Origin of the sequence: Streptomyces sp. B6B3 (genome assembly GCF_039871525.1) — a bacterium.
Lineage (GTDB): Bacteria > Actinomycetota > Actinomycetes > Streptomycetales > Streptomycetaceae > Streptomyces.
This window is the reverse complement of the sequence record NZ_JBDPLU010000012.1, coordinates 36895-56710: the sequence shown is the minus strand read 5'-3', so window position 1 is coordinate 56710 and position 19816 is coordinate 36895. Positions and strand designations below refer to the sequence as shown.

At 69.1% G+C, this 19816-nt stretch carries 7 protein-coding genes; 4 read left to right on the top strand and 3 right to left on the bottom strand.

The annotated features are described in order from the left end of the window. The first annotated feature begins 71 nt into the window (after positions 1–71). From ABGB06_RS23630 to ABGB06_RS23620, 3 genes are all read left to right on the top strand, one after another. Complete coding sequence (locus ABGB06_RS23630) at positions 72–1391, top strand: NucA/NucB deoxyribonuclease domain-containing protein (RefSeq protein WP_347592623.1); 1320 nt, start codon at positions 72–74, stop codon at positions 1389–1391. Between the two features lie 58 nt (positions 1392–1449). After that, on the top strand, positions 1450–2238 hold the full coding sequence (locus ABGB06_RS23625; protein ID WP_347592622.1) for a hypothetical protein: 789 nt from the start codon (positions 1450–1452) through the stop codon (positions 2236–2238). A gap of 412 nt (positions 2239–2650) precedes the next feature. After that, on the top strand, positions 2651–2941 hold the full coding sequence (locus ABGB06_RS23620) for a hypothetical protein (protein ID WP_347592621.1): 291 nt from the start codon (positions 2651–2653) through the stop codon (positions 2939–2941). Between the two features lie 64 nt (positions 2942–3005). On the opposite strand, the gene ABGB06_RS23615 is transcribed toward ABGB06_RS23620, so the two are convergent. Beyond that, a complete protein-coding gene (locus ABGB06_RS23615) occupies positions 3006–3197 on the bottom strand; it encodes a hypothetical protein (RefSeq protein WP_347592620.1) in 192 nt (63 codons plus the stop codon). 805 nt (positions 3198–4002) lie between these two features. On the opposite strand from ABGB06_RS23615, the gene ABGB06_RS23610 reads away from it, so the two are divergent. Continuing rightward, entirely contained in the window at positions 4003–4188 is a 186-nt protein-coding gene (locus tag ABGB06_RS23610) for a hypothetical protein (protein WP_347592618.1), read from the top strand. A 362-nt stretch (positions 4189–4550) separates the two neighbouring features. Here ABGB06_RS23610 and ABGB06_RS23605 read toward each other — a convergent pair whose 3' ends face one another. Continuing rightward, entirely contained in the window at positions 4551–19247 is a 14697-nt protein-coding gene (locus ABGB06_RS23605; protein WP_347592616.1) for a UvrD-helicase domain-containing protein, read from the bottom strand. A gap of 26 nt (positions 19248–19273) precedes the next feature. After that, the gene (locus tag ABGB06_RS23600; RefSeq protein ID WP_347592953.1) at positions 19274–19798 is read right to left on the bottom strand and encodes a hypothetical protein; all 525 of its coding nucleotides are present in this window, start codon (positions 19796–19798) and stop codon (positions 19274–19276) included. Positions 19799–19816 lie beyond the last annotated feature (18 nt).

Genomic DNA, 19816 nt, shown 5'->3' with positions numbered 1-19816 from the left:
CATGCACATGCCCTTTATAAGATCTTACGCTCAGTCATCAATGTGATGCTTATCGTATAGGTTGGGGTGTCATGCATCGATCCTTACGGGTCGCACTCATCGGGTTCTCAGCCCTCCTCCTGCTAGCGCCAGTCAGTGCACAGGCGACTGGCGCTTCGACGCAGGACGACGAGTACACAGTGCCTGCGCTCGAAGTGGTCAGCGACGACCCTGTGAACGCTCAGAGTCAGCAGTCGCCGCCCGAGACGCTCGAGGAGCGCGAGGAACTCATACCGGAGGAGAGCCCGGAGGAGGTGAGAGAACGCGCCGAGCTCGCGGAACGCCTGGAGATACCCGCCGAAATCGGTGAAGAAGGGCCCCTCTCCGCTGCTGCTTCGGTGGAGCCGACCGACGACGTCACGGACTGTCAAGCCAATGACCAAGCCCGGGAGTACGAAGGACTCGCAGTGGGCCACCTGGTGTGGTGCAGCGAAAGAGGCGTGGTAGTCGTAGTCAAGGACTGCGTCCCAGGAAATCCCAACGAGTGCGTCGAGCGAGGAGCCGCTGAATTCCTGATTAGGACAGTGGGCTACGCCGGGGTCAACTACCGCGAGATTGAGTTCGTTTCGAGTCTCTCGAATTTTGAACTGGTAGGGGACGTGGCGCGTGTCTTGCAAGCGCCCCTCACCATGGCCATGGACTGCACGTCCGTGGGACAGGGATCCTCCTGTGATGCCGGATCGACAAACGGCAGAGAGGACACTGTCGAGAACTGGATGGCGGCACCGACCACGTATTTCTACTTCAGCTCTCCCCTGCCTCCACCCTCGGTCGACAACCCTGACTTTGTGAGCCACTACAGCTTCACATCAAGGATCATCTCTGGCTCAGACAACCTGGACTACGCCAGCAACGGCTTCCGCTGCGACTCCGCTTCCTACCTGATCCGCAACGATCAGCAGGGAGGGTGCGTCTTCGACCTGGTTATCGAAACTTTCGATGAGCTGAGCACCGATGACCCGGCGGTTTGGGAGGCTGCGGTACACATCTTCACCGCCCAGTTCGAACCGGAGAACACACTCCCTCGGAAGACTAGCAAGTCAATCCCCGGGTCACCCGAGAGTGGCCAACCCCTCACCCGAAACTACCACGACACCGCTCTGTACCAACGGACCCAGGCAATTCAGGCAGAGTACTGCGCGGCTCTCTTCGGGAGAGATTATTCCCAAGGTGGGACGTACCAGTGCGACGAGTACCCCTTCGCCCACACCTACCAGAGTCTTGGCAGTGGCGGTGACTTCTCCCTCCGCGTCATCACTGCGCGCGACAACGAGAGTGCTGGAGGCAGGTGGAGCGCGTGGCTCCTCGCCCAACGCATCCTGGATAGTGACGCCTTCTACGTCCTGGTCTGACCTTCTCCCTGCGGTTGGGGCATGCCCGCCCCACCCGCAGGACCGCTAGTCTCAGGCCATGGCCGACCGTCCCGAGTTGCTGACCACAACCATCGTCGAGCCCTTGGTCTCCCACCGCACCTTCGTGATCGACGACGTCAACGGCAACCCATCCATAGGAACGACCGTGCCCAGCGGCCACATCGCCACCTCAGGTGAGAACGGCATCGTATGCCTCACCGCCGGCAACAACTTCTACCCAACGGTCCGCATCGAGGTGTGGACCGGCGAGCCACCTCACAGCACCGAGACCTGGGACACCGTGGAAACGGTCGAACTCCACTCCGTCAGCGGCATCGCCCGGGTACGGGACCTCAACGGCACGTGGCACGGCGACCCCATCCCTCTGGGCCCTCCCATCACCTACCGGCTCAAAGCACACAGCCGCGGCAGGAACGAAGCACTGGAAGCCCGGCAGCCGTTCTTCCACGGCGTCGAAGAATGGCTCCTCACGACCTGGCCCAGCCCAATACAGACACACACCAAAGCCAGGCCCCGCATCCACGTCGGCGAGCCGCTCCGCTCCCCCGACGGTCCAGACTCGGCACCGCGACCGGAGCCGACGGGCCGCCAGTTCCTCGATGCCCAGGGCAGGAGCATCCCCAGGGAGACACCCGACCAGATCCGCGCCCGCGCCCGACTCGCGCGGCAGATGGGACGCCGGGTCCCTCGGAGCCGTCCCCGGGAGGAACTCCTTCAGGTCGACTGGCACGACATCCAGGCCTTCGCCACCGCCATCCAGGAAGAACTCACACCACCCGAACTCGACGTCCTCATCCGCCTGCTCACCAAACCACCCACCAGCTAACCCCCGAGTCGGCGACCATCCTCGGACTCGCCCTCCCGTCACTTGCCTGATCAGGGCGTAGGGTCGCAGCGCTGCGGGCCATGGAAGCGGCGCAGGACGACCGGCCCAGCATCAGCGGGTCCAGTTCGCCAGCGTCCCCGCGTCCCTAGCGCGGAGATCGTCCGCCGCGTCGGTAGCGGCAGCCGGTCGATCTTGACGTCGGACAGCGCCACGAGCACGCCATCGTCGGTCTCGAACGCCCGACGCGTATCGGCAGATGGCACGCGCCCCACACAGCCCTCACGGGACCAGGGTGAGGGCGGAGGCCCGCTCCCCACAAGCGTCCAAGCGAATGGAGAAGGGGTGCTTGAGGAGCACCTACTAAATCAGTAGGTGCCGTACCGTAGGAACGGCAGCGAGAGGGGACACAGCGATGAGTGACACCACGCCCGCGACGTGGAAGGCCTACCTCGACGGCGAAATGATCGACCTGCCGGCCACGATCGACGGCATCGCCGCCTCCCTCCCTCAGGAGCGCCGCCAGACCTTCCTCGACGAAGCGCACGCTGCCCCCGCCAGCGAACTCCAGCTCATCCTCGGCCACTGGTCCCTCGAGACCCGGCCCGACATCCGCGCGGCCGACGACGAGATCTTCGCCCGGCTCGAAACAGGCGACTTCGCTGACTGTGTTCCGCTGGACGACACCGAGACCGGGGCCGCGTAACCCCCACGACCGCAAGGCGCCCCACCCTGCCGAGGGTGGGGCGCCGCTGTCGAGTCGCTACTGATCAGTAGACGAGCCTCACCGCTGTCACGATCATCACCACCTGCGAAACGTAGTAGACGATGATCACGCCCGCCACGGTCGCCTCCCGGCGGTCTTGCTCGTCCCTGATTGGTACGGAGCCGTGACCGTAGGGGTCACGCGCCAGGGTTTCCTTGATCTCGCCCTCAAACCGGGAGCGGAGCTTGTCGGGCATGGCCCGCCGCGACACCTCGGCTTCGGGGGAGAATCGGATCCGGCAGCTGCTCACGCCACCTCCGGGTCCTGACCAGCAGCAGAACCACGGTGAAGCGTTTCACGAATGGAAACCTGCAGCCAGGCGAGGATGGCTCCGACCTGCTCGATCGCTGCCCGCGTCCATTTGGCACGATCCATGTGCGTGGATTTCACTGATAGATTCAAGACCGAGTCTCTTCCTTACGGGACTTGTTTGGCGGGTTCGCGGCCCGCTAGCTGTTGAGGCGGCCGGGTGCACCACCACCCGGCCCCTTCGCTGTTGGGAGCGTAGATCAGCCATCGGGACGGCTTGGTTCTGGACGGTCCGAATGAGTCGTGTCCGCATAATTACCCACAGTGAAATTCTGCATTCACCGTGTAACTACGCTCTCGGTGACCTGGCTCCCCGTTCTTCGGTTTCAGGCGCCCGATAGGTTGTACGCTTGCGCCTGAGAGCTCTCAGGCGCAAGTGAGATTAATTACTTTCCCGGGTTCCAAGCGATTTCAGGCTGGCCAAATCTCGCCTCCCTCAGTCGTTCGAAGAACCTAGCGCCTCTTCAGTCACCCTCGATGCCGAGGCCAATCGATCTGGCGCAACGACGAACCGTGGCCTGGCCAGCAGTTTTGACATACCCGGTAAGATGCTGCTCCGCCTGCTGCTCGCAGCCCTTCGCCCTCTAAGTCGGCAGAGTCGGCTGGAAATCCTCGCAGGCCCAACTCGCGTAGGAGCCACACACGGACTGAGGGCGCTCACATCGGCAACGACGGGCTGACAGGATGGCTCCATGCCTCAGATGTTGAAGGTCAGCGGCGAGTCCAAGGACATGACGCTGGACGAGATCGAGAAGTTCGTGAAGTGTGCACGCGGGGCCGAGGTCCCCGGCGACTGGCCGGTGTATGCCGAGGTGAGCACCAGCGGAAAGATCAAGCAGCTGGAAATATCACTCGGCGACGAACCTGAGAAGTACTGAGTCGGCACCGTGCGGGCCCCCGGCTACGGCCGGGGGCCTCTCCTCACTTCGTCACGAACCGTCTGGGCACCGGACGCAGTAGCTGGCGGCGTCCCACAGCGCCCGCGCGCAGCGCGTCTCCTCGGCGCGGTGCTGCATCCACGGTCCGCTCCGCGCTCGCGGAGGTTACCCGTCGCCGACACTCAGCTAGGTATGGGCCCCTGGGCGTACCCCGCCCCGCGATCGTGTGACGGAGCCACGGCGCGTGGCTCCGGCTCGTGAACGCGTTCCATGGCGTCGGGCAAGTCTGAGGCACGAGTCTGTTACCGCCTCGTGGGAGCTGGTTGCTTCCGGGCGTCCGGCGTTGAGTTGGCCGGCCACACCTACCTGGATGATCTTGCTGGGCCCGAAAGGCTCTGGATGCGCGATCGCGAGACCTGTTCGTGTTGCCGCTTCTCCAGGTTTCGGAGCGACCTGACGGTGCCGGCTGCTTCCATCGCGTCGCTGGACGAGGCGATCGCTCTCAGGGCAGCGGTCCAGGCGTCTTGGATCACGTCGTCCGGGAGGACCACGGACCGGGCGGCTGCGTGGGTGCGGAGTGCTGCCAGGAAGGGTTCCGCTAGCAGAGGCACGGTGCTGGACGTGGTGGTCTGCCCTGGGGTGATCAACTCGGCTGCAGAAGCGTTGGCGTTCTCGGCGAGTCGAAGGAGCAACTCTGCTCTGTCCCTGTCCACCGCGTTGGTGGCTACTGCGGCAGTGAGGCGGGCCTTGGTCTGTAGGCGACCTGCCTGCTCTGCCAGGAGGCGTTGAGTGATGACGCACTGATCGAACGTCTGAGTGGCCTGAGCGGGCGAGGACTCGCCTGTGGTCCGCAATGGTTCTGGTGGTGCGGGCGTCGCTGTGGAGGGCGGGGGAGGTTGGGGCAGTTCCGGTTCAACGTGTGAATGGCCTGTCAGGGCGTCCGGGATCTCGGCGGTGCGACCGGTGAGGTGGAGGGTGACGGCGTGGTTGGCTCGTTGGCCGGCTTGGGCAGGGTCGGTTTCGCCGCGGGCGACGCGTTGGTGTTCGTGGAAGAGGAGGGTGAGGAGGTCGCGGCGGGCGGGGTCTCGGGGGAGGGTGGCTCGGACTTCGTGGAACCAGCGGTTGGTGAAGGGCTCGTGGGTGGGGGCCCATCGGGGTTCGGAGGGGTGGGTGGATTGGGCTTTGTCGATGGTGCGTTCGGCGGTTTCGGGATCGACGAGGACTTCGCGGAGGCGGCCGCGGGATGGTGGGCCGACGATCTGGAGTTCCTCGAGGCGGTCGAGGAGGGAGACCGCTTCGCGGTGGCCGATGTCCATGCGGCGGTGGAGGGCGACGGGTGAGGCGAACTTCGTCGCGGTGACGATGTTGGCGGCCTGGTGGAGCTGGTCCCATTCGTCGTGGAGGGTCAACTGTTCGCCCACGAACAGTGACGGTTCGTAATAGGTGCCGAGTGGGCTGTGGGAGGTCGTGGGGAGGTGGCCGCGGAGGTGGGAGATGTGATCCTCGGCCGCATGGTGCAGGACGCGGAGGGCGTTCCAGCGGAGGCCGTCGCGGTGGCCGGTGCGGTTCAGGTGGTCGAGGAGCCGGCGGGCGCCGTGGGAGATCAGTTCCAGGGTGCGGACCCACAGCATGCGGGCGGTGCCCAGTGTGGCGTCGTCCGCTGAGAGTCGGTGCGCGCCGAGCCATGCGGTGTCCAGCACTTCGCGGGCCGACTCGTAGACCGCGGTGATGGCTCGCCAGGCGGGGTGTTGGGCGAGGTCGCCAATGCGGTCGAGGGCCTGGTGGTGCGCCTTGGTAAGGGTGGCGAGACCGCTGGCGATCAGCATCTGGGGCTTGGAGGGAGTGGCGTTGTCGGGGCGGGTGGGGAGGTGGGAGGCGAGCCGTTGCCATGCGTGGCGGAGTTGGTGGGGGAAGTCGAGGCGTTGGTCGTCGTGGAGGAGGCCGGCGAGGCGGTCGGCTCGGGTCGTTGCCGCGCGGTGGAGGCGCCATACGGCTTCCCACGCGGCGCTGTCGCGTTCACCGTCGCGTTCCAGGCGTTGGGCGAGCACGACCGCCTCGGCCGATACCGCTTGGGCGGTCAGGGCCTGGAGGGTTCTGTCCAGGGTGGGCGACCAGATGTCGTTGGAGGCGGTCGTCACCGCGTCGTGGACGGCGTGGCGTACCTCGTCGGCGAGGTGGCGGAGGCGGTGGATCCTTGCCCATTCCGGGGTGTGCTCGTGGTCGCCGATCTGATCGTGGGCGTGGCCGGCCGCTGCGTCGAGTGTGGCGGCGTCGGCGGCGTCGATCCTGGGTTCGGGCGCGTTCTGCGGGACGGGGTGGGTGTCCGCGTCGCCGAGGACTCGGTTCAGCAGGTCGCGGAGGTTGGCGATCTGGTCGGTGAGGCGGGCGAGCTGCTGCGGGGTGGTGTCCGTGGGGGGTGCCGTGCTCTGCCGTGGGGCTGTGTCGGCTTGGAGCATGGTGACGATGCTGTCGAAGTGCTGCTCCAGGTCGTTCCGCGTCACCGGGCGGTCGGGCGGCGGGGAGGCGGGGGCCAGCGTGGGCGTGGTCTCCAGGCGCGCTCGCTGTTCGCGTGCGGCGGTGATCATCGCTTGGAGCAGCCGGCGGTCGGTGACCGAGTCGAAGGCGTGGTGTTCGTCCATCGATCGCCCGGCGAGCGTGGCCGTTGAGATGAGGTTCTCGTAGGCGTCGATGAGCGGGGCCGGCTCGGTGTTTTCGTGTTGGGCGGTCTCGGCGAGGGCGCGCCAGGCGTTGGTGATCTGGGTGGTGGCGTCGGTGATGTGGTCGGACTGGGCGGTGGCGGAGAGGGCCCACGCGTCGTGGGCGCTGCGGAGCCGTTCGAGTGCGAGGTGGAAGGAGGCGTTGTCCGGGAACGGCTGCGGCGGCTGGTTCTCCTGGACGGCGCGGAGAGGTGACGGTTCCGTTGGGACGTCGATCAGGCCGGTGAGCGACTTGGGGAGGAGGAGGATCTGGACGCCGGTGTCGAGGCCCAGCTCGTTCGTGGTTCTTCTGTACGCGTGAGGCCGGGTCGCTCCGCCCATCAGGAGAAGGTCGCCGGTGACGAGGACCTCGTTGCCTTCCATGGTGGCCCGGCTGCGGGCGAGGAAGGGTCGGTTCTGGTCGGGGGCCGTCAGGAGGACGTCGCCCGGTTGTACCTCGTGGAACGACTTCATGGCCGTGCGGCCGGAGGGGAGTACAGCGGCGAGTTCCCTCACCCGGCGCAGTGCAGTTTCCTCGGCTGCGTGCTGGTCCTCGTTGGCGGCCGTCTCTGGTCCCAGCGAGTCGGTGATGATCGTGCTCTTGGTCGAGCTGAGGAGGGCGTTCAGCTCGCGTGCCGCGGTTTCGGCTCTGCTGCGTTCTCCGATGACGGAGAAGGCGTCCTCCGCGAGGCGCATGGCGTTGTCCGTGCGCCAGCACTCGACCACCAGATCTCTGCGCAGTGGCGTGACGGCCGGCCGGAGCAGCTTCAGGGCCCTGGCCCAGGTGACGCGGCCGGCGCGCACCACCGTGTCGTCTACCGAGATCTTGATGTCCAGTCCGGAGCGGGAGGAGAACGCGCTCGCCCACGAGCTTGGGCCGTCGCCGTCCGGGGTGGTCGGGATGCGGAAATAGCCGTCGTGGAGACGGGGGTACCGCTTCTTCTTCTGATCCATGGTGGCGATCAGCTGGCCGAAGTCCCAGGGCGAGAGGCGACCGAGAGCGGCGGCGATGTCGTGGTTGGTCAGAGGGGCGGGTTGCGGAGTTTCTTGTTCCGTTTCTGGTTCGGGGGCGGGGGCGGGCTTGGGGGTCGGCGAGTCGGTCGGGGTGGTGGAGGGGTGCTGATGGTCGGCGATCCGTTGGCGGAGGCGGGCGTACTCGTCGAGTGCCGCGGTGTCCCCGCGCAGCTCGGCGAGGACCACCCGAGTGGAGTCCAACTCGGCACGGATGGGCGTCAGGGCGGCGTGGATGTTGGGGTAGAGCTCCCCGTTCGTCGAATCGTGTCCGGCCAGGCCGGCGATTTGCTCCAGTGCCTTCCGCACCGCTGTTGGCTTGAGTTTCCGGCCGCGCGCGGCACTCTCGGCCTCGTCGATCGCCCGGAGGACGAGCACGAGGCCCTCGCGGATGAAGGGGTTGTTCGGCTCTGGCGGCCTGTTGGCGACGGTGAGCTGGTGGTCCAGGGAGGTGAGGAACGTGGGGTCGGCGGCGTTCGGGAGGATGAGTTCGTAGTAGTGCCGCGCGGCGCGGTTCGCGATCGCCTCGATCTGGGTGCTGAGTTCGGTGGCTCGCTCCGCCACGAAGGACCGGGTCGGCGTGTCGGCGTCGCCGAAGCCGGCCAGTGTGTGGCTGACGTTCGCGTCGAACTGGGCGAGGGGATGGTCCTCCTCCCACACGGTCCGTGCTCGCTCATCACCCACCGCCTCGCCGATCTGACGAGCGAGGTCGGGGATCGCGCCAATCCGTGCTCGGAGGAGGCCGGCCTGGCCGCGCCGTCGGATCTTCTCCTCGTCCCACGGGAGGGCGGGAGGTGCTTGCGGGTCGGTGGATGTTTGAGGAGGTGTTGGCGAAGCGTCAGCTGTCCGTTGGGCTTCGCGCGGGTCTGGGACGGGGGCGTGAGGGGTCGTGCGGCGGAGTTCGCGGTACGCGCGCGGGACGGCGAGGGCGAGGACCGCGTCGCGGCGGTCGGCGCCCGTTCCGAGGTAGCCCCAGAGCAGGTGCTCGGAGCCGTCGTCGCGGATCAGGTTCTCCGCGATGCGCTCGAAGGCCACCGCGAAGTCGTCCGGGCTCATGGTGTGGGCGGTCCGGATGACGTCGTCGTGCAGAACGCTGGCCTCCACCAACCACGTCGCTACCTCCTCCAGTGCCGGTGCCATGGTGTCGCGCAGGGCGTCCCGGGTCGCGTGGGTCAGGGCAGTTCGGGTGGCGTCCGTCTGCCACGCGGTGGCGAGAGGGCCGCTCGGCAGGTGGTCGTTGAGCCAGGTGGTCACCTCCGCGGTGGAGAGCAGTGACGGGGTGAGGGCTGGTGGGCGGAGGAGCGCGGGAAGCCCTCCGGTCACCGGCAGGGTGAAGGAGCTCGGGAGGTCGGCTGGCGAGAGGCCGGGGAGGTCGCGCGATCGGCTCGCGCCTCCGTCGACGGTGACACTGACGCGTAGCTGCTTCTGGGTGGCGGCAGAGATCGTGAGCAGTGTGAGCGGCGGGCTCTTCGGTTGGGGTGTGGGCTGCGGCTCGTCGGTGGGGGTGTGGGGCGCCGGCGTTGGTTCGTGGACGGTCGGCTCGATGGCCGTGCCGGTCGGTGCCGTGGGCCGCGGTGCGGTCTCGCCGACGGTGTCGATCCAGCCCAGTGAGGCGATCTCGAGGCGCTTCTTGGCGCGCGTCACGGTGACGTAGGCCAGTCGAAGTTCCTCGGCCAACGGCAGTTCGATGTCGCCGGTCTCGGTGTTCTCGGTGGGTTGTGGGAAGTCCGTGCCGATGCGGACGTGGTCCCATTCCCGTCCTTTGGCCTTGTGGGCGGTGGAGACGACGAGTTCGGGGCGGGTTTCCGCGTCCGCGGCGTCCTCCGGCACCAGGTCGCCGATCATGCCGAGGAGGCCCTCGGGGGTGTAGCGGTCGACGAGCCGGACGAACATCTGGAGGGTCCGGTCGTCCTCCGTCTCCGCGTACTCGCGGACCTCGTTCCAGCTCTCGAACGCGCCCAGCTCCGGGTGGGTCGTCCGACGGCCGCGCTGGAGGTCGCGGGCCGCCTTGGCGATCTCCTCGATGTCGCGCCCGCCGCCGACCAGCGCGACGCGTTTGCCGTCCTCGAAGCCCGCGAAGACGGCCCCGATGGCGCCGACGTTCGTGCGGGTCAGCACGGCGTCGGGGTCGTCGACCGGGCCGAGGGCCGACTCCAGGGCCGGGTTGCCCTCGAGGGTGAGGTCCGAGTCGAGCAGGCGGAGGAAGTCGTTGCCGACGGCCGCCACCTCGGGGCCGAAGCGCCAGCTCTGGGTGAGCGGCAGGACGACGTCGGCCGGCCAGTCCTTCAGTGCGTCGATGGCGCCGCGGAACTCGTAGATGCTCTGGTTGCTGTCGCCGACGACGATCGTCTGGGCGTTCTGGTCCTGGATGACCTTCTTCAGGACCGGGTTGATGTCCTGCGCCTCGTCGAACAGGATCACGTCGTAGGTGAGCCGGGGGTGGGTGAGCGCCCACAGCTTCAGGTAGTCGTCGTGGGAGAAGAACAGCTTGTCGCCGGCAGGGTCGGCGATGTCCGCCCAGGCGCGGCGGGCGACGTCGAGCAGTCCGGGCGCGGCCGGGGTGTCCGCCCACTTCGCGTCAAGGTGCTGTGGTCCCAGCTCGGCGTCGGCGCTCTCGCGGAAGCGGCGGACGGCGGCCATGGCCATGCGGGCGACATCGTCCGGCTCAACGCCGCCGTCCTCGTAGCGGAGGGGCTTGGTCAGGCCGAGTGCCTTGGCGACGTCCTTGGGCCGGCGGGCGCCGCCGTTGCGTCCGGCGGTCTCGATCTTGGTCTTCAGGGGCGTGTTGCGGAGGGCAGCGCGGGCGAAGGAGTGGCTGGTGTCGGCGGTGACGTTGCGGGGGAACTTCCGCTTCGCCTCGTCGGCGATGGAGCGGTTGAAGGCCACGTAGGCGATCCGCTTGTCGGGCATGCGGCGGGTGACCATCTGGAGCGTGGAGGTCTTGCCCGTTCCGGCGAGGGCCTGGACGGCGACGTCCTGGCCGGCGAGGCAGGCGTCGATGATCGCCTGCTGCTGAGGGGTCGGCGGGTACTCGGGTGCGGCGGGGCGGGCCGTTTCCGCGGCCTCCTCCTGCGCGTCCTTGGCCAGGAGGTAGGTGCGGATCTCCTCCATGACGCGGTCTCGTCGGGAGTCGGGGCCCTGGTACCGCCAGCGTCCGTTGCGGAAGGTGAAGTTCCGGTCGGTCTTGAGGAGCGTGCGGAGTTCGGCCTCCTGCTGCCAGTGGGCGCCGCCTGTTCCGGTGACGAACGTGGCGCCGCCGTCGGTGATGATCTGGATGCGGCTGGTCCAGGGACCGGCGGGGGCCACCGGTTCGATGACGGTCGTCACGCTCTCCTCCTCCTGTGGCTGCGCCGTGGTGGCGGGGTCGGCTGACTGGTCGGGTTCGCGTTGTACGGCGGCGGGCATCGCGGCCGGTTGGTGCGGGAGGCGTAGGGCATTCAGCACTTCGTGATGGGGCAGCTGGGCGAGCTCTTCGACCCGCGGCCACGGGAGGGGTGCGGGGAGGGGCAGTACGCGGGCGTCGGCCATGGTGAGCAGGTCGGCGGGGAACCATCGGCCGTTGAGACTGGTGGAGACCACGACGTCGTTCGACGGAACGATCTGGGCGCCGAGGACGACGGGGTCCTCGCCGTTGTCCTCGTCGACCTCGACCGACTGGAGGAGTAGCACGGTCTCGGGCACCTCGCCGCCTGGGAGGCGCAGCGTGGTGATCACGGCGAGCCGTGCGTCCGCGTCGTGGGGCGGTCTTGGGTGGCGGGGCAGGGAGGCCAGGTGGTCGGCTGTCAGCGTCGGTGCGGGCGCGGCCGGCTCAGGGGTCTGGCGAAGCGGCGGCTCGGCGGTGTGGCCGTCGAAGAGCGAGTCCTGGCTGGAGTCACGCTCGGCGGGTGACGATTCGAGTGCCGCCGGCGGTGGTGCCTGGGTGGGCGGGCTCGGGGGGACGGCGGGCGACCGGATCTCCTGTTCGACGTCGCCGAGCTTGGGGCGGAATCCATGCCTCGCCGAGCGGTGGCTGAGGTGGTAAGCGGCTGAGTGCTGCGCGTTGTAGGTGTGGCGGCCCCGGTTCATCTCCCAGACGAGCCGGAAGCGTCGCTCTCCGCGTGCGGTTTCCGCCTGCAGGGACAGTTCGTAGTGCGGGGAGGAGTACTCGGTGAGGCGGCTCCAGGTGCCGGCCGCTCGCCAGCCGTTGGCTCGCGCGGTTGCGGCGATCTCTGCTGCGCGTGCTGGCGGTGGCTCGGTGTCGGGTCCGACGTCGGGTGTCTCGTCGGTTGCGGTGGGTGTTTCGGCGAGTGCGGCGTCCGTCGAGTCAGTTTCGCCGCTGGGCGAGGTTCCCGTCGGAGGGCGTTGTTCGGTCTGCGGTTGTTCTCGCCTGCGGGTCAGTCCGTCGCGCACCGCGGCCGAAGTCTCCGTGTGGTGGGAGGAGGAACGGCAGCTGGCCGCGTGGGCGTAGCTCGCCTTGACGAGGCGGGTGAGCGCTCGTAGATCGTCGGGCTGGTGGTAGTCGCCCTCGCGGAGGCTCAGCGTCAGCGCGTACGTCGCGTGCGCCAGCTTCGTGGTGCGGCGGGTGACGTCGTCGAGCGTGCCGTCCTCCGTCGCGGCGTCCTCGGCCGCGCGGAGGTCCTCGCGGAGTTGCTCCTGTGCCGCTCGTGCTGTGGCGAGGGAGCCGTCGGGCGACTCATCTCGGCGCTGGGTCAGCCTGCGGGCCGTGGCGGTCAGCATCCAGTCGTCCCACGCCCCCGCGACCTGATCGGCGCCGCCGATGAACGCGTCGGCGGATTCGTAGGGAGCCGAGCGGGCGGCGGCCAGGTGGTAGGAGGCGAGGGCCTGGTGGTGCTGGTGCGCGTGCTGGGCGAGGTCTCGCAGCGCGGTGCGGCTGGCATCCGGGCCGGCTTCCTCCGCCGCGCCGAGCGCGTAGGAGACGACCTCCATCCAACGAGGAAGTGCCGTGCCGATCGGAGTGTCGGGCTCCTCACGCCGGGCCCACATGGCGGCGCGCAGCCGCTCGCTGTTCTCGCCGCCGGAGTCGCTGGGCGCATCGGGCCAGCGGTCGTAGGTCTGGAAGAGGATGGTGCGCGCCAGGTTCAGGTGCTCGCTGTCGGAGTAGGCCGCCGGCCGCTCCTTCAGCGGATCGTTCCGGGTCAGCACGGCCCACGAGCCCGGGTCCAGAGCGGAGGCGTCGAGGAGCAGATCGAACAGGTCGCGGCCGGCGGCGTGCATGCGGCCGAGGTGACGCTCCGTCCGCTGCGCGAGTCGGTGGGCGTGCTCGGCGACCTCGCCCTCGGTGGCGTCGGCCAGCGTTGACGCGGCGGTCGCCAGGCGGTCGTAGGTCGAGAACGCGGTCTCTGGTGTGGCCTGGTCGTCGGCCGCGGAGTCGAGGAGGTCCGGTGGGTGCTCGACATCGTTGCGGTCGAGTGCCTGGTGCAGCTCGGTGATCGCCTCGGCGACCAGGGCTCTGCCGGCCACCAGTTCGCCGCCGTCGGTGTAGGTGCCGAGGAGGATCGCCAGGTTCCTGGCCCGGGGGTTCGCCGAGCCCGGCACGTCGTCGGTCGTCGGCTCAGCGGGCTTCGGCTCGGGGCCTGGTGGCTCAACGGCCTTCGGCGGTGCTGACGTGGTGGAGGTCAGCTCGAAGTGGGTGCCGTCGGAGGCGGTCAGTCTGAGTCCGTTCGGGATTCTTTCGACGGTCATGCCGTCCGTCATGAGCCGCGCGATGCCGGTGACGAGGCGGGCGCCGGTGATGGGGTCGGTTCGCTGGCCGCCGGGGCCGGTCACCGTGTACTCGGCGTCTGCAGACAGGCCGGGGATGAAGTCGATGCCGTCGTCGTCGAGGGTGACCGGTTCCTCGGTTGCTGCCCAGCGCCGGAACGTTTCGCCCTGCTGGTCTTCGACGGTGGCCCTGTAGCGGGCAGCGTGGTCGCGGAGGGTTGTGGCCATCTCCCAGGTGCGGTGCACGACGTCGTGGCCGCGCTGTTCGCGGTCCCACGTCTCGGCGACCGTCCGGGCCCGGTCGGCGAGCGTGCGGACTGTCGTCCAGTCGACGACGTGGTGGAGGCCGAGCAGCCGGTGTTGGCGGGATTCCCGGCTCTGGGTGAGCATCGCGTCGGCCGTCGCGGCGAGGGCGCGCTGCGCTTCGGTGCCGTCGGCCAGGCCGGTGCCGAACTTGTTCTTCCAGGCCAGGTAGGTGTCGAGGGCCTCGCCTTCCGCCGCCCAGTACTCGGTGCGGTCGACGTACGGGGTGGCGGTCGCCTCGCGGGCAGGTCGCTCCTCCCCCACCGCGGCTTCGTGCCCGGAGTCCTCGTTGCTCGCGCCGCCGACTCGGGCGGCGATCTCCGCCTCGATCTGGGCCTGCTCCGCGCGGGCGCGGTTGAGCTTGTCCAGCTTGGTGAATGGCTGGTCGACGAGCTTGTGGGCGCGGTCGATCTCCTGCCGCACCTCGTCCACGACGGAGAGCAGCTTGGCGTGCAGCGTGTCGAGTCGCTCGGCCTGGTTCTCCAGGCGCGTCACCAGGCCCAGGAGTGGCTTGCCGTCGGTGACGAGCGCGCCGACGTCGTTGATGGCGAAGCGGGCCTGTGGCACGTCGTCGAGGCCCCGGATGGCGAACTCGGCGAAGTCGTGGAACGCGTTGACGCGTGCCTGGAACGGCTGGCCGCCGAGCGTCGCGAGGTGCTCCCAGGTGCCGGTCTCGCCGTACGTCGTGCGCTGCATCAGGGCGAGCCGGGTACGGAGCGCGGCGGCTGCGTCCTGCCGTTTGGTGACGATCGTGCCGTCGGGCAGTTCCATGCGGAAGGCGTCGCCCTTGGTCTCCGTCCGCGCCCGTGCCGCGCGTCCGACCAGGTCGGCCTGGTTCTGGGCGCGGGCGAGGGTGTCGTCGGCGGTGTCGACGACGGTGCGGAGGTGGCGGTTGGTGCGCTTCCAGTTCGTGTAGGCGGCGTCGAGCTGGCGGACCTGCTCGTCGGCCTGCAGCTTCTTCAGCAGCAGCGGGTTGCCGGTGGCGATGGCCTTGATCTCGCCGAACTCGAGGTAGTCCTTACCGAGGTCGCCGTCCAGCGCCCGTTCCTGCTCCTCCAGGTCCCGGCCGGTGCGGACCTGGTCGATGAAGCGGGCCTTCCGCTCCACCGTCTGCCACATGAAGCTGTCGAACGAGCCCTCCTTGACCCAGCGGTAGATGCGGACGGGGATGTCGAGGGCGAGGTGCTGGTTGAACTGCCGGATGATCCGGCCCTCGCGTTGGGTGACGTCGCTGGGCCGCCACGGGCAGTCGAGGTGGTGCAGGGCGATGGCGCGGTCCTGGACGTTGACGCCGACGCCCATGGTGTCGGTCGAGCCGATGAGGACAGCGACCTTGCCCTGGCGGCAGTCGGAGAACAGCGACTCCTTCTCCTCGGCGGTCCGCGCGTCCTGGGCGTAGCGGATCTGGCCGGCGGGGACGCCGCGCTCGATCAGCTCGTCCCGGAGGTAGTCGTAGGCGATGAACCTGCCGCGTTTCCGGCTCTCCTCCGAGGGTGTGCCGCGGTCGGCGAAGACGAGTTGGAGGGCGCCGGGGAGCGGGCTGGGCGTGCCCTCGCGGTCGGTGTAGGTGCGGTCGCGGAACTCCTGCCAGGTGCGGGCGATCGTGTCGGCGGCGGCGTCGAGCTTGCCGGGGCCGTCGGGGTCCTTGCCGACCATGCGCAGGTCCATGGCGGCCATGCGGCCGTCGTTGGAGATCTTGAGGAGGTTGTCCGTGGAAACGTCGACAGAGCCGCCGCGCACGTCCTCGGCGCGTTCGGCGATCTCGGCCATGTACGAGCGGTCGGTCTCGGTCGCCGGGACGACCACGGTCTCGCTGATGTGCTGCGGGATGGGGAGGTGGATGTCGTACTTGGTGCGGACGTCGGCCATCGACTTCCACAGCTGGTGGAACTGCCGGGCGTTGCGGAAGGCGCCGATGCGCTCCTTGATGCGCGGGGTGCCCTCGGGCGAGATCTCCGGCGCCACGACCTCCATCAGGTACTGGGCCTGGAAGGAGGAGAACGCCTGAATCTCGGCGGCGGCGAGCAGGTCGGGACGGAAGTAGTCGAGCATGACGTATGCCTGCGGCATGGCGTTCGGAAACGGCGTCCCGGTCGAGCCGAGGCCGGCCTTGGGGCCGTATGCCTTCGCCGTGGCGTGGAGCTTCAGCTTCAGGTCCTTGGACTGCGCGGAGACCGGCAGAGCCAGCTCGGAGTTGTTCGCGCCCAGCTCCGCGTTGGCGAAGTCCTGCACCTCGTCGACGGTGATGAAGTCGATGCCCGTCTGTTCCCAGCAGATGCCGGTCGTGGACTGCTTCACCAGGTTCCGCTCGGCTCGCTGGGTGTGGCGCTTGAGGTCGCCCTGCAGCTTCTTGACGGTGTCCCGGGAGGGTGGGCTCGCGCCACGTTCACGTGGGTCGCTGGTCGTGGTCGCGGCGTCGAGCGCCTCGGAGATGAGCGGGTCGCCGCCGGGGTTGAGTTCGGGCGCCAGGGCCGCGTCGCCGCCTGTCAACACCCTGTGGATAAGCGCGCGGTACTCGGCGGTCTGGTCGGCGACGAACTGCTGCTGGCCGCGGCCGGACATCGGGATCCGTTTGAAGAGGGTCTGCGGCAGGATCACCGCGTCCCAGTCGCCGTTCGCGATCTGCGCGACGTACGCGGCCGCGGTCTCCTTCGTGAACTCGCTGCTGTCGATCGCCAGGACCCGGGCCGCCGGGTACGCCTTGAGGAAGTCGTTGCGGAAGTCGTTGACAGTGGCGTTCTTCACCACGACACAGGGCTTGCGGACCATGCCCAGGCGCCGCATCTCCATCAGTGTCATCGCGATGGTGAGCGTCTTGCCGAAGCCGACCTCGTAGTCGAAGAAGCTGCCGCCGGGCTCGACCAGCGCGCGGGCGACGCCGGCGCGCTGGTGCGGGCGCGGGGTGAGCGCGTCGGAGAGTCCCGGGAAGGTGAGATGGCTGCCGTCGCCCTGGTAGGGGACGTAGGAGTTGAAGAGGCGGTTGTAGGTGGTCAGGACGTCCTTGGTGCGCTCGGGGTCCTGCCAGAGCCAGTCGGCGAAGAGGCGGCTCAGCTCCTCCTGCTTCGCGATGACCTGTTCGGTCTGCTCGGCGGCCCAGCGCTTGCCGGCCTGGATGTCCGCAGGGGTGGCGCTGTTGTCGGGCTTGGGTGGGTGCACTACGAGGCTGGCGCGGCGCAGCATGCGCTCGGCGAGGTCGACGGCGTTGCGGCGTCTGGTGCCGTACACCTTGGTCGCGGCTCGGGATCTTCGGACGGCGGAGGGTGCTTCCACTTCCCAGTCGGCGCCGGAGGTGCGGGTGACCGTGAGGTTCCGGGTCTGCAGGAGCTGCCGGAGGAACTGCTCGTAGTACTTCGGCTCGATCCAGGTGGCGCCGAACTGGACGTCCTCGATGTCTCCGGGCTGCTTGTCCGGCGGCAGCGCGCGCCGCAGGGCGGCGACGTTGACCTGCAACGGGTGCTCGGCGCGTTCCTCCTCGGCGACTGCCCGGAGGAGGCTCTCGGCGCGCTCCAGCTTCTGGCGGACGTTGCCGCTCAGGTACTCGGCGGCCGGGACGAGGCGCTGGCCGCCGGGCTCCTCGTAGACCAGCTCGCCGAGCGCGGTTCTGGCGTCGGCCAGCGAGTCCGCGCCGAGGAGGCGGGCGATCTCGTCGAGGCGGACCTCGCCGTGGGCGTTGAGGGTGATGGCCAGGGCGTCCTGCGGGGTGTCGGCGGTGCTCTGCTCGGCGCGCGGGGTGCTGACCGGCCGGGTGAAGATCGCGGACTTCTTCGCGGTGCCGGTGTCCTTGTCGTAGATCTCCAGGGCGTAGACGCCGGCGGCGTAGGGGTCGGTGCGGAAGGCTCCGTGGGCGGAGCGGCGGTCGCGCCGGGTCTCGCGTCGGTTGAGGCAGCCGTACCGGGTGGTGTGAGCGTCGTAGCGCTGGTTGAGCTGCTGGCGGAGTTCGGTGGCCCGCTGTTCGTCGCCGGTGGACTCGGCGCCGAGCAGCTCGACGTAGGTGTCCCGGAGGCGCAGCAGGGAGCGCAGTTCGTCGGCGGCGCTCGCGAAGACCGGGCGCTCGGCCAGTTCGCCGCCGACCACTTGGAGGAAGCTTCCGTTCTGCTGGTCCAGGAGCGTGCCCTCGAAGCGGTCCAGTTCCGCGCCGAACATCTCCTGGGCGCGGCGCATCCGTTCGGCGCGCTGGTCGACCGCCGCGCGCTGGGCGGCATCCGGGGTGGCCGTCATGGTGAGGCCGGCTTCCCGGGCCTCGTCGACGATGGTCGACAGGGCCCGGGACAGCGCCTCGGGCAGGTCGGCGTCGCGGTGCGGGTGGACGGTGAGCTCGTCGCGACCGTACTGGTTGCTGGCCATGCCGAGCGTGCCGAGGACCATGTCGGGACGTTCGGCGAAGTGGGCGTTGACCAGGGCGGTGGCGTCCGGGCCGACCCGTACCGATTCCAGGCGCGCCCAGGTCTGGGGAACGGCGGAAGCCTTGCCGTCGCGTCGGCGGAGGATCAGCAGGTCGGTCACGACGTCGGTGCCGGCGGCCCGGCGGTGCGCGCCCGCGGGGAGTCGTACGGCGCCGACCAGGTCGGCGCGGTCGGCGATCTCCAGCCGGGCGGTCCGGCCCGTCGAGTCGAGGGTGTAGCGGCTGGTCAGCACCGCGACGAGGCCGCCGGGGCGGACCAGCTCCAGCGACTTGACGATGAAGTGGTTGTGGGTCGCCAGCCGCATGGGGTTGTGCACGGGGTCGGTCAGCGCGATCTCGTCGAACGGGACGTTGCCGATCGCCGCGTCGAAGTAGCCCTCGGGCAGGCGCGTGTCGACGAACGATTCGGCGCGGAGGGCGGCGTCCGGGTAGAGGGCGGCGGCGATCTCGGCCGTGACGGGGTCCAGCTCGACGCCGGTCAGCTGCGCCTCGGGCGGGGCGAATGCCAGGAAGTTGCCGCTGCCGCAGCCCGGTTCGAGGACGCGGCCGTCGCGGAAGCCGAGGTCCTGGAGGGCCTGCCAGATCGGCTGGACGAGCGCGGCGTCGGTGAAGTGGGCGTTGCGGGTCGTCGCCTCGGCCGCGTGCCACTCCTCGTCGCTCAGCAGGGGACGCAACTCGGTGCGGTGCTCGGCGAGCTCGTCCTGACGCGGGTCGAAGATGCCGGGGACGGCTCCCCAGGAGCTCCAGCGAGCCAGGATGTGCTGCTCGGCCGGGGTCGCGGGGCGTTGTTCGTCGCGCAGCGCACGCAGGGTGCGGAGTGCTGCGATGTTCGCCTGGACGCGGGCGAGCGGGCCGGAGGGCGCCAGGTCCTCCTGGCCGCGGGGACGGAAGCGGGGGCTTGTGGGGCGAGAGGGCTGGTGCACGGTGTTCTCCACCACGTCGCTCACGTTCTTGCTGGTCGCGGTGGGTGCCGCTACAGGTCGCGCCCATGGGCGCGCAGCTCCTCGACGGAGGTTCCCAGGAGCCGGGGGAAGGACGGGGGCAGGTAGTCGAGGAGGGAGCGGAGCTGCTCGTCGTCGAGGTCCTCCAGGCGGGGGGTGCCGTCGAGGAGGGCGTCGGCGGTGGCGGCCAGCCGCTCGGTCCGCTCGCGGAGGCGACGCGTGCGGGCTTCGAACTGTTCGTCGCTCTCCAGCCCGGCGTCGTCGTCCGTCTCGTCCGCAGCCACTGCCTCGGCCTCGGGCGGTAGCCAGACCAGTTCCTTGAGGACCTCGTTCTCGGCCCAGACCTTGAGCAGGCCGAGGCGGCCCACGCGCTGCTCGTGCGTCTCGTCGGCGGGTGCCTCGTCCGCGTCCACGAGGTCGTCCCACAGGTCGCCGACCCGCTGTTCGACTTCCTCGCCGAGGACGGTGAAGTAGGCGGTGGGGTCGGGAAGGGCGGCGTAGCGGGTGGGCAGCCACCGTTGCCAGTGGGCGCGGGCGGCCACGCCGTAGCGGTTCATCGCCACGGGTTTCTCCTT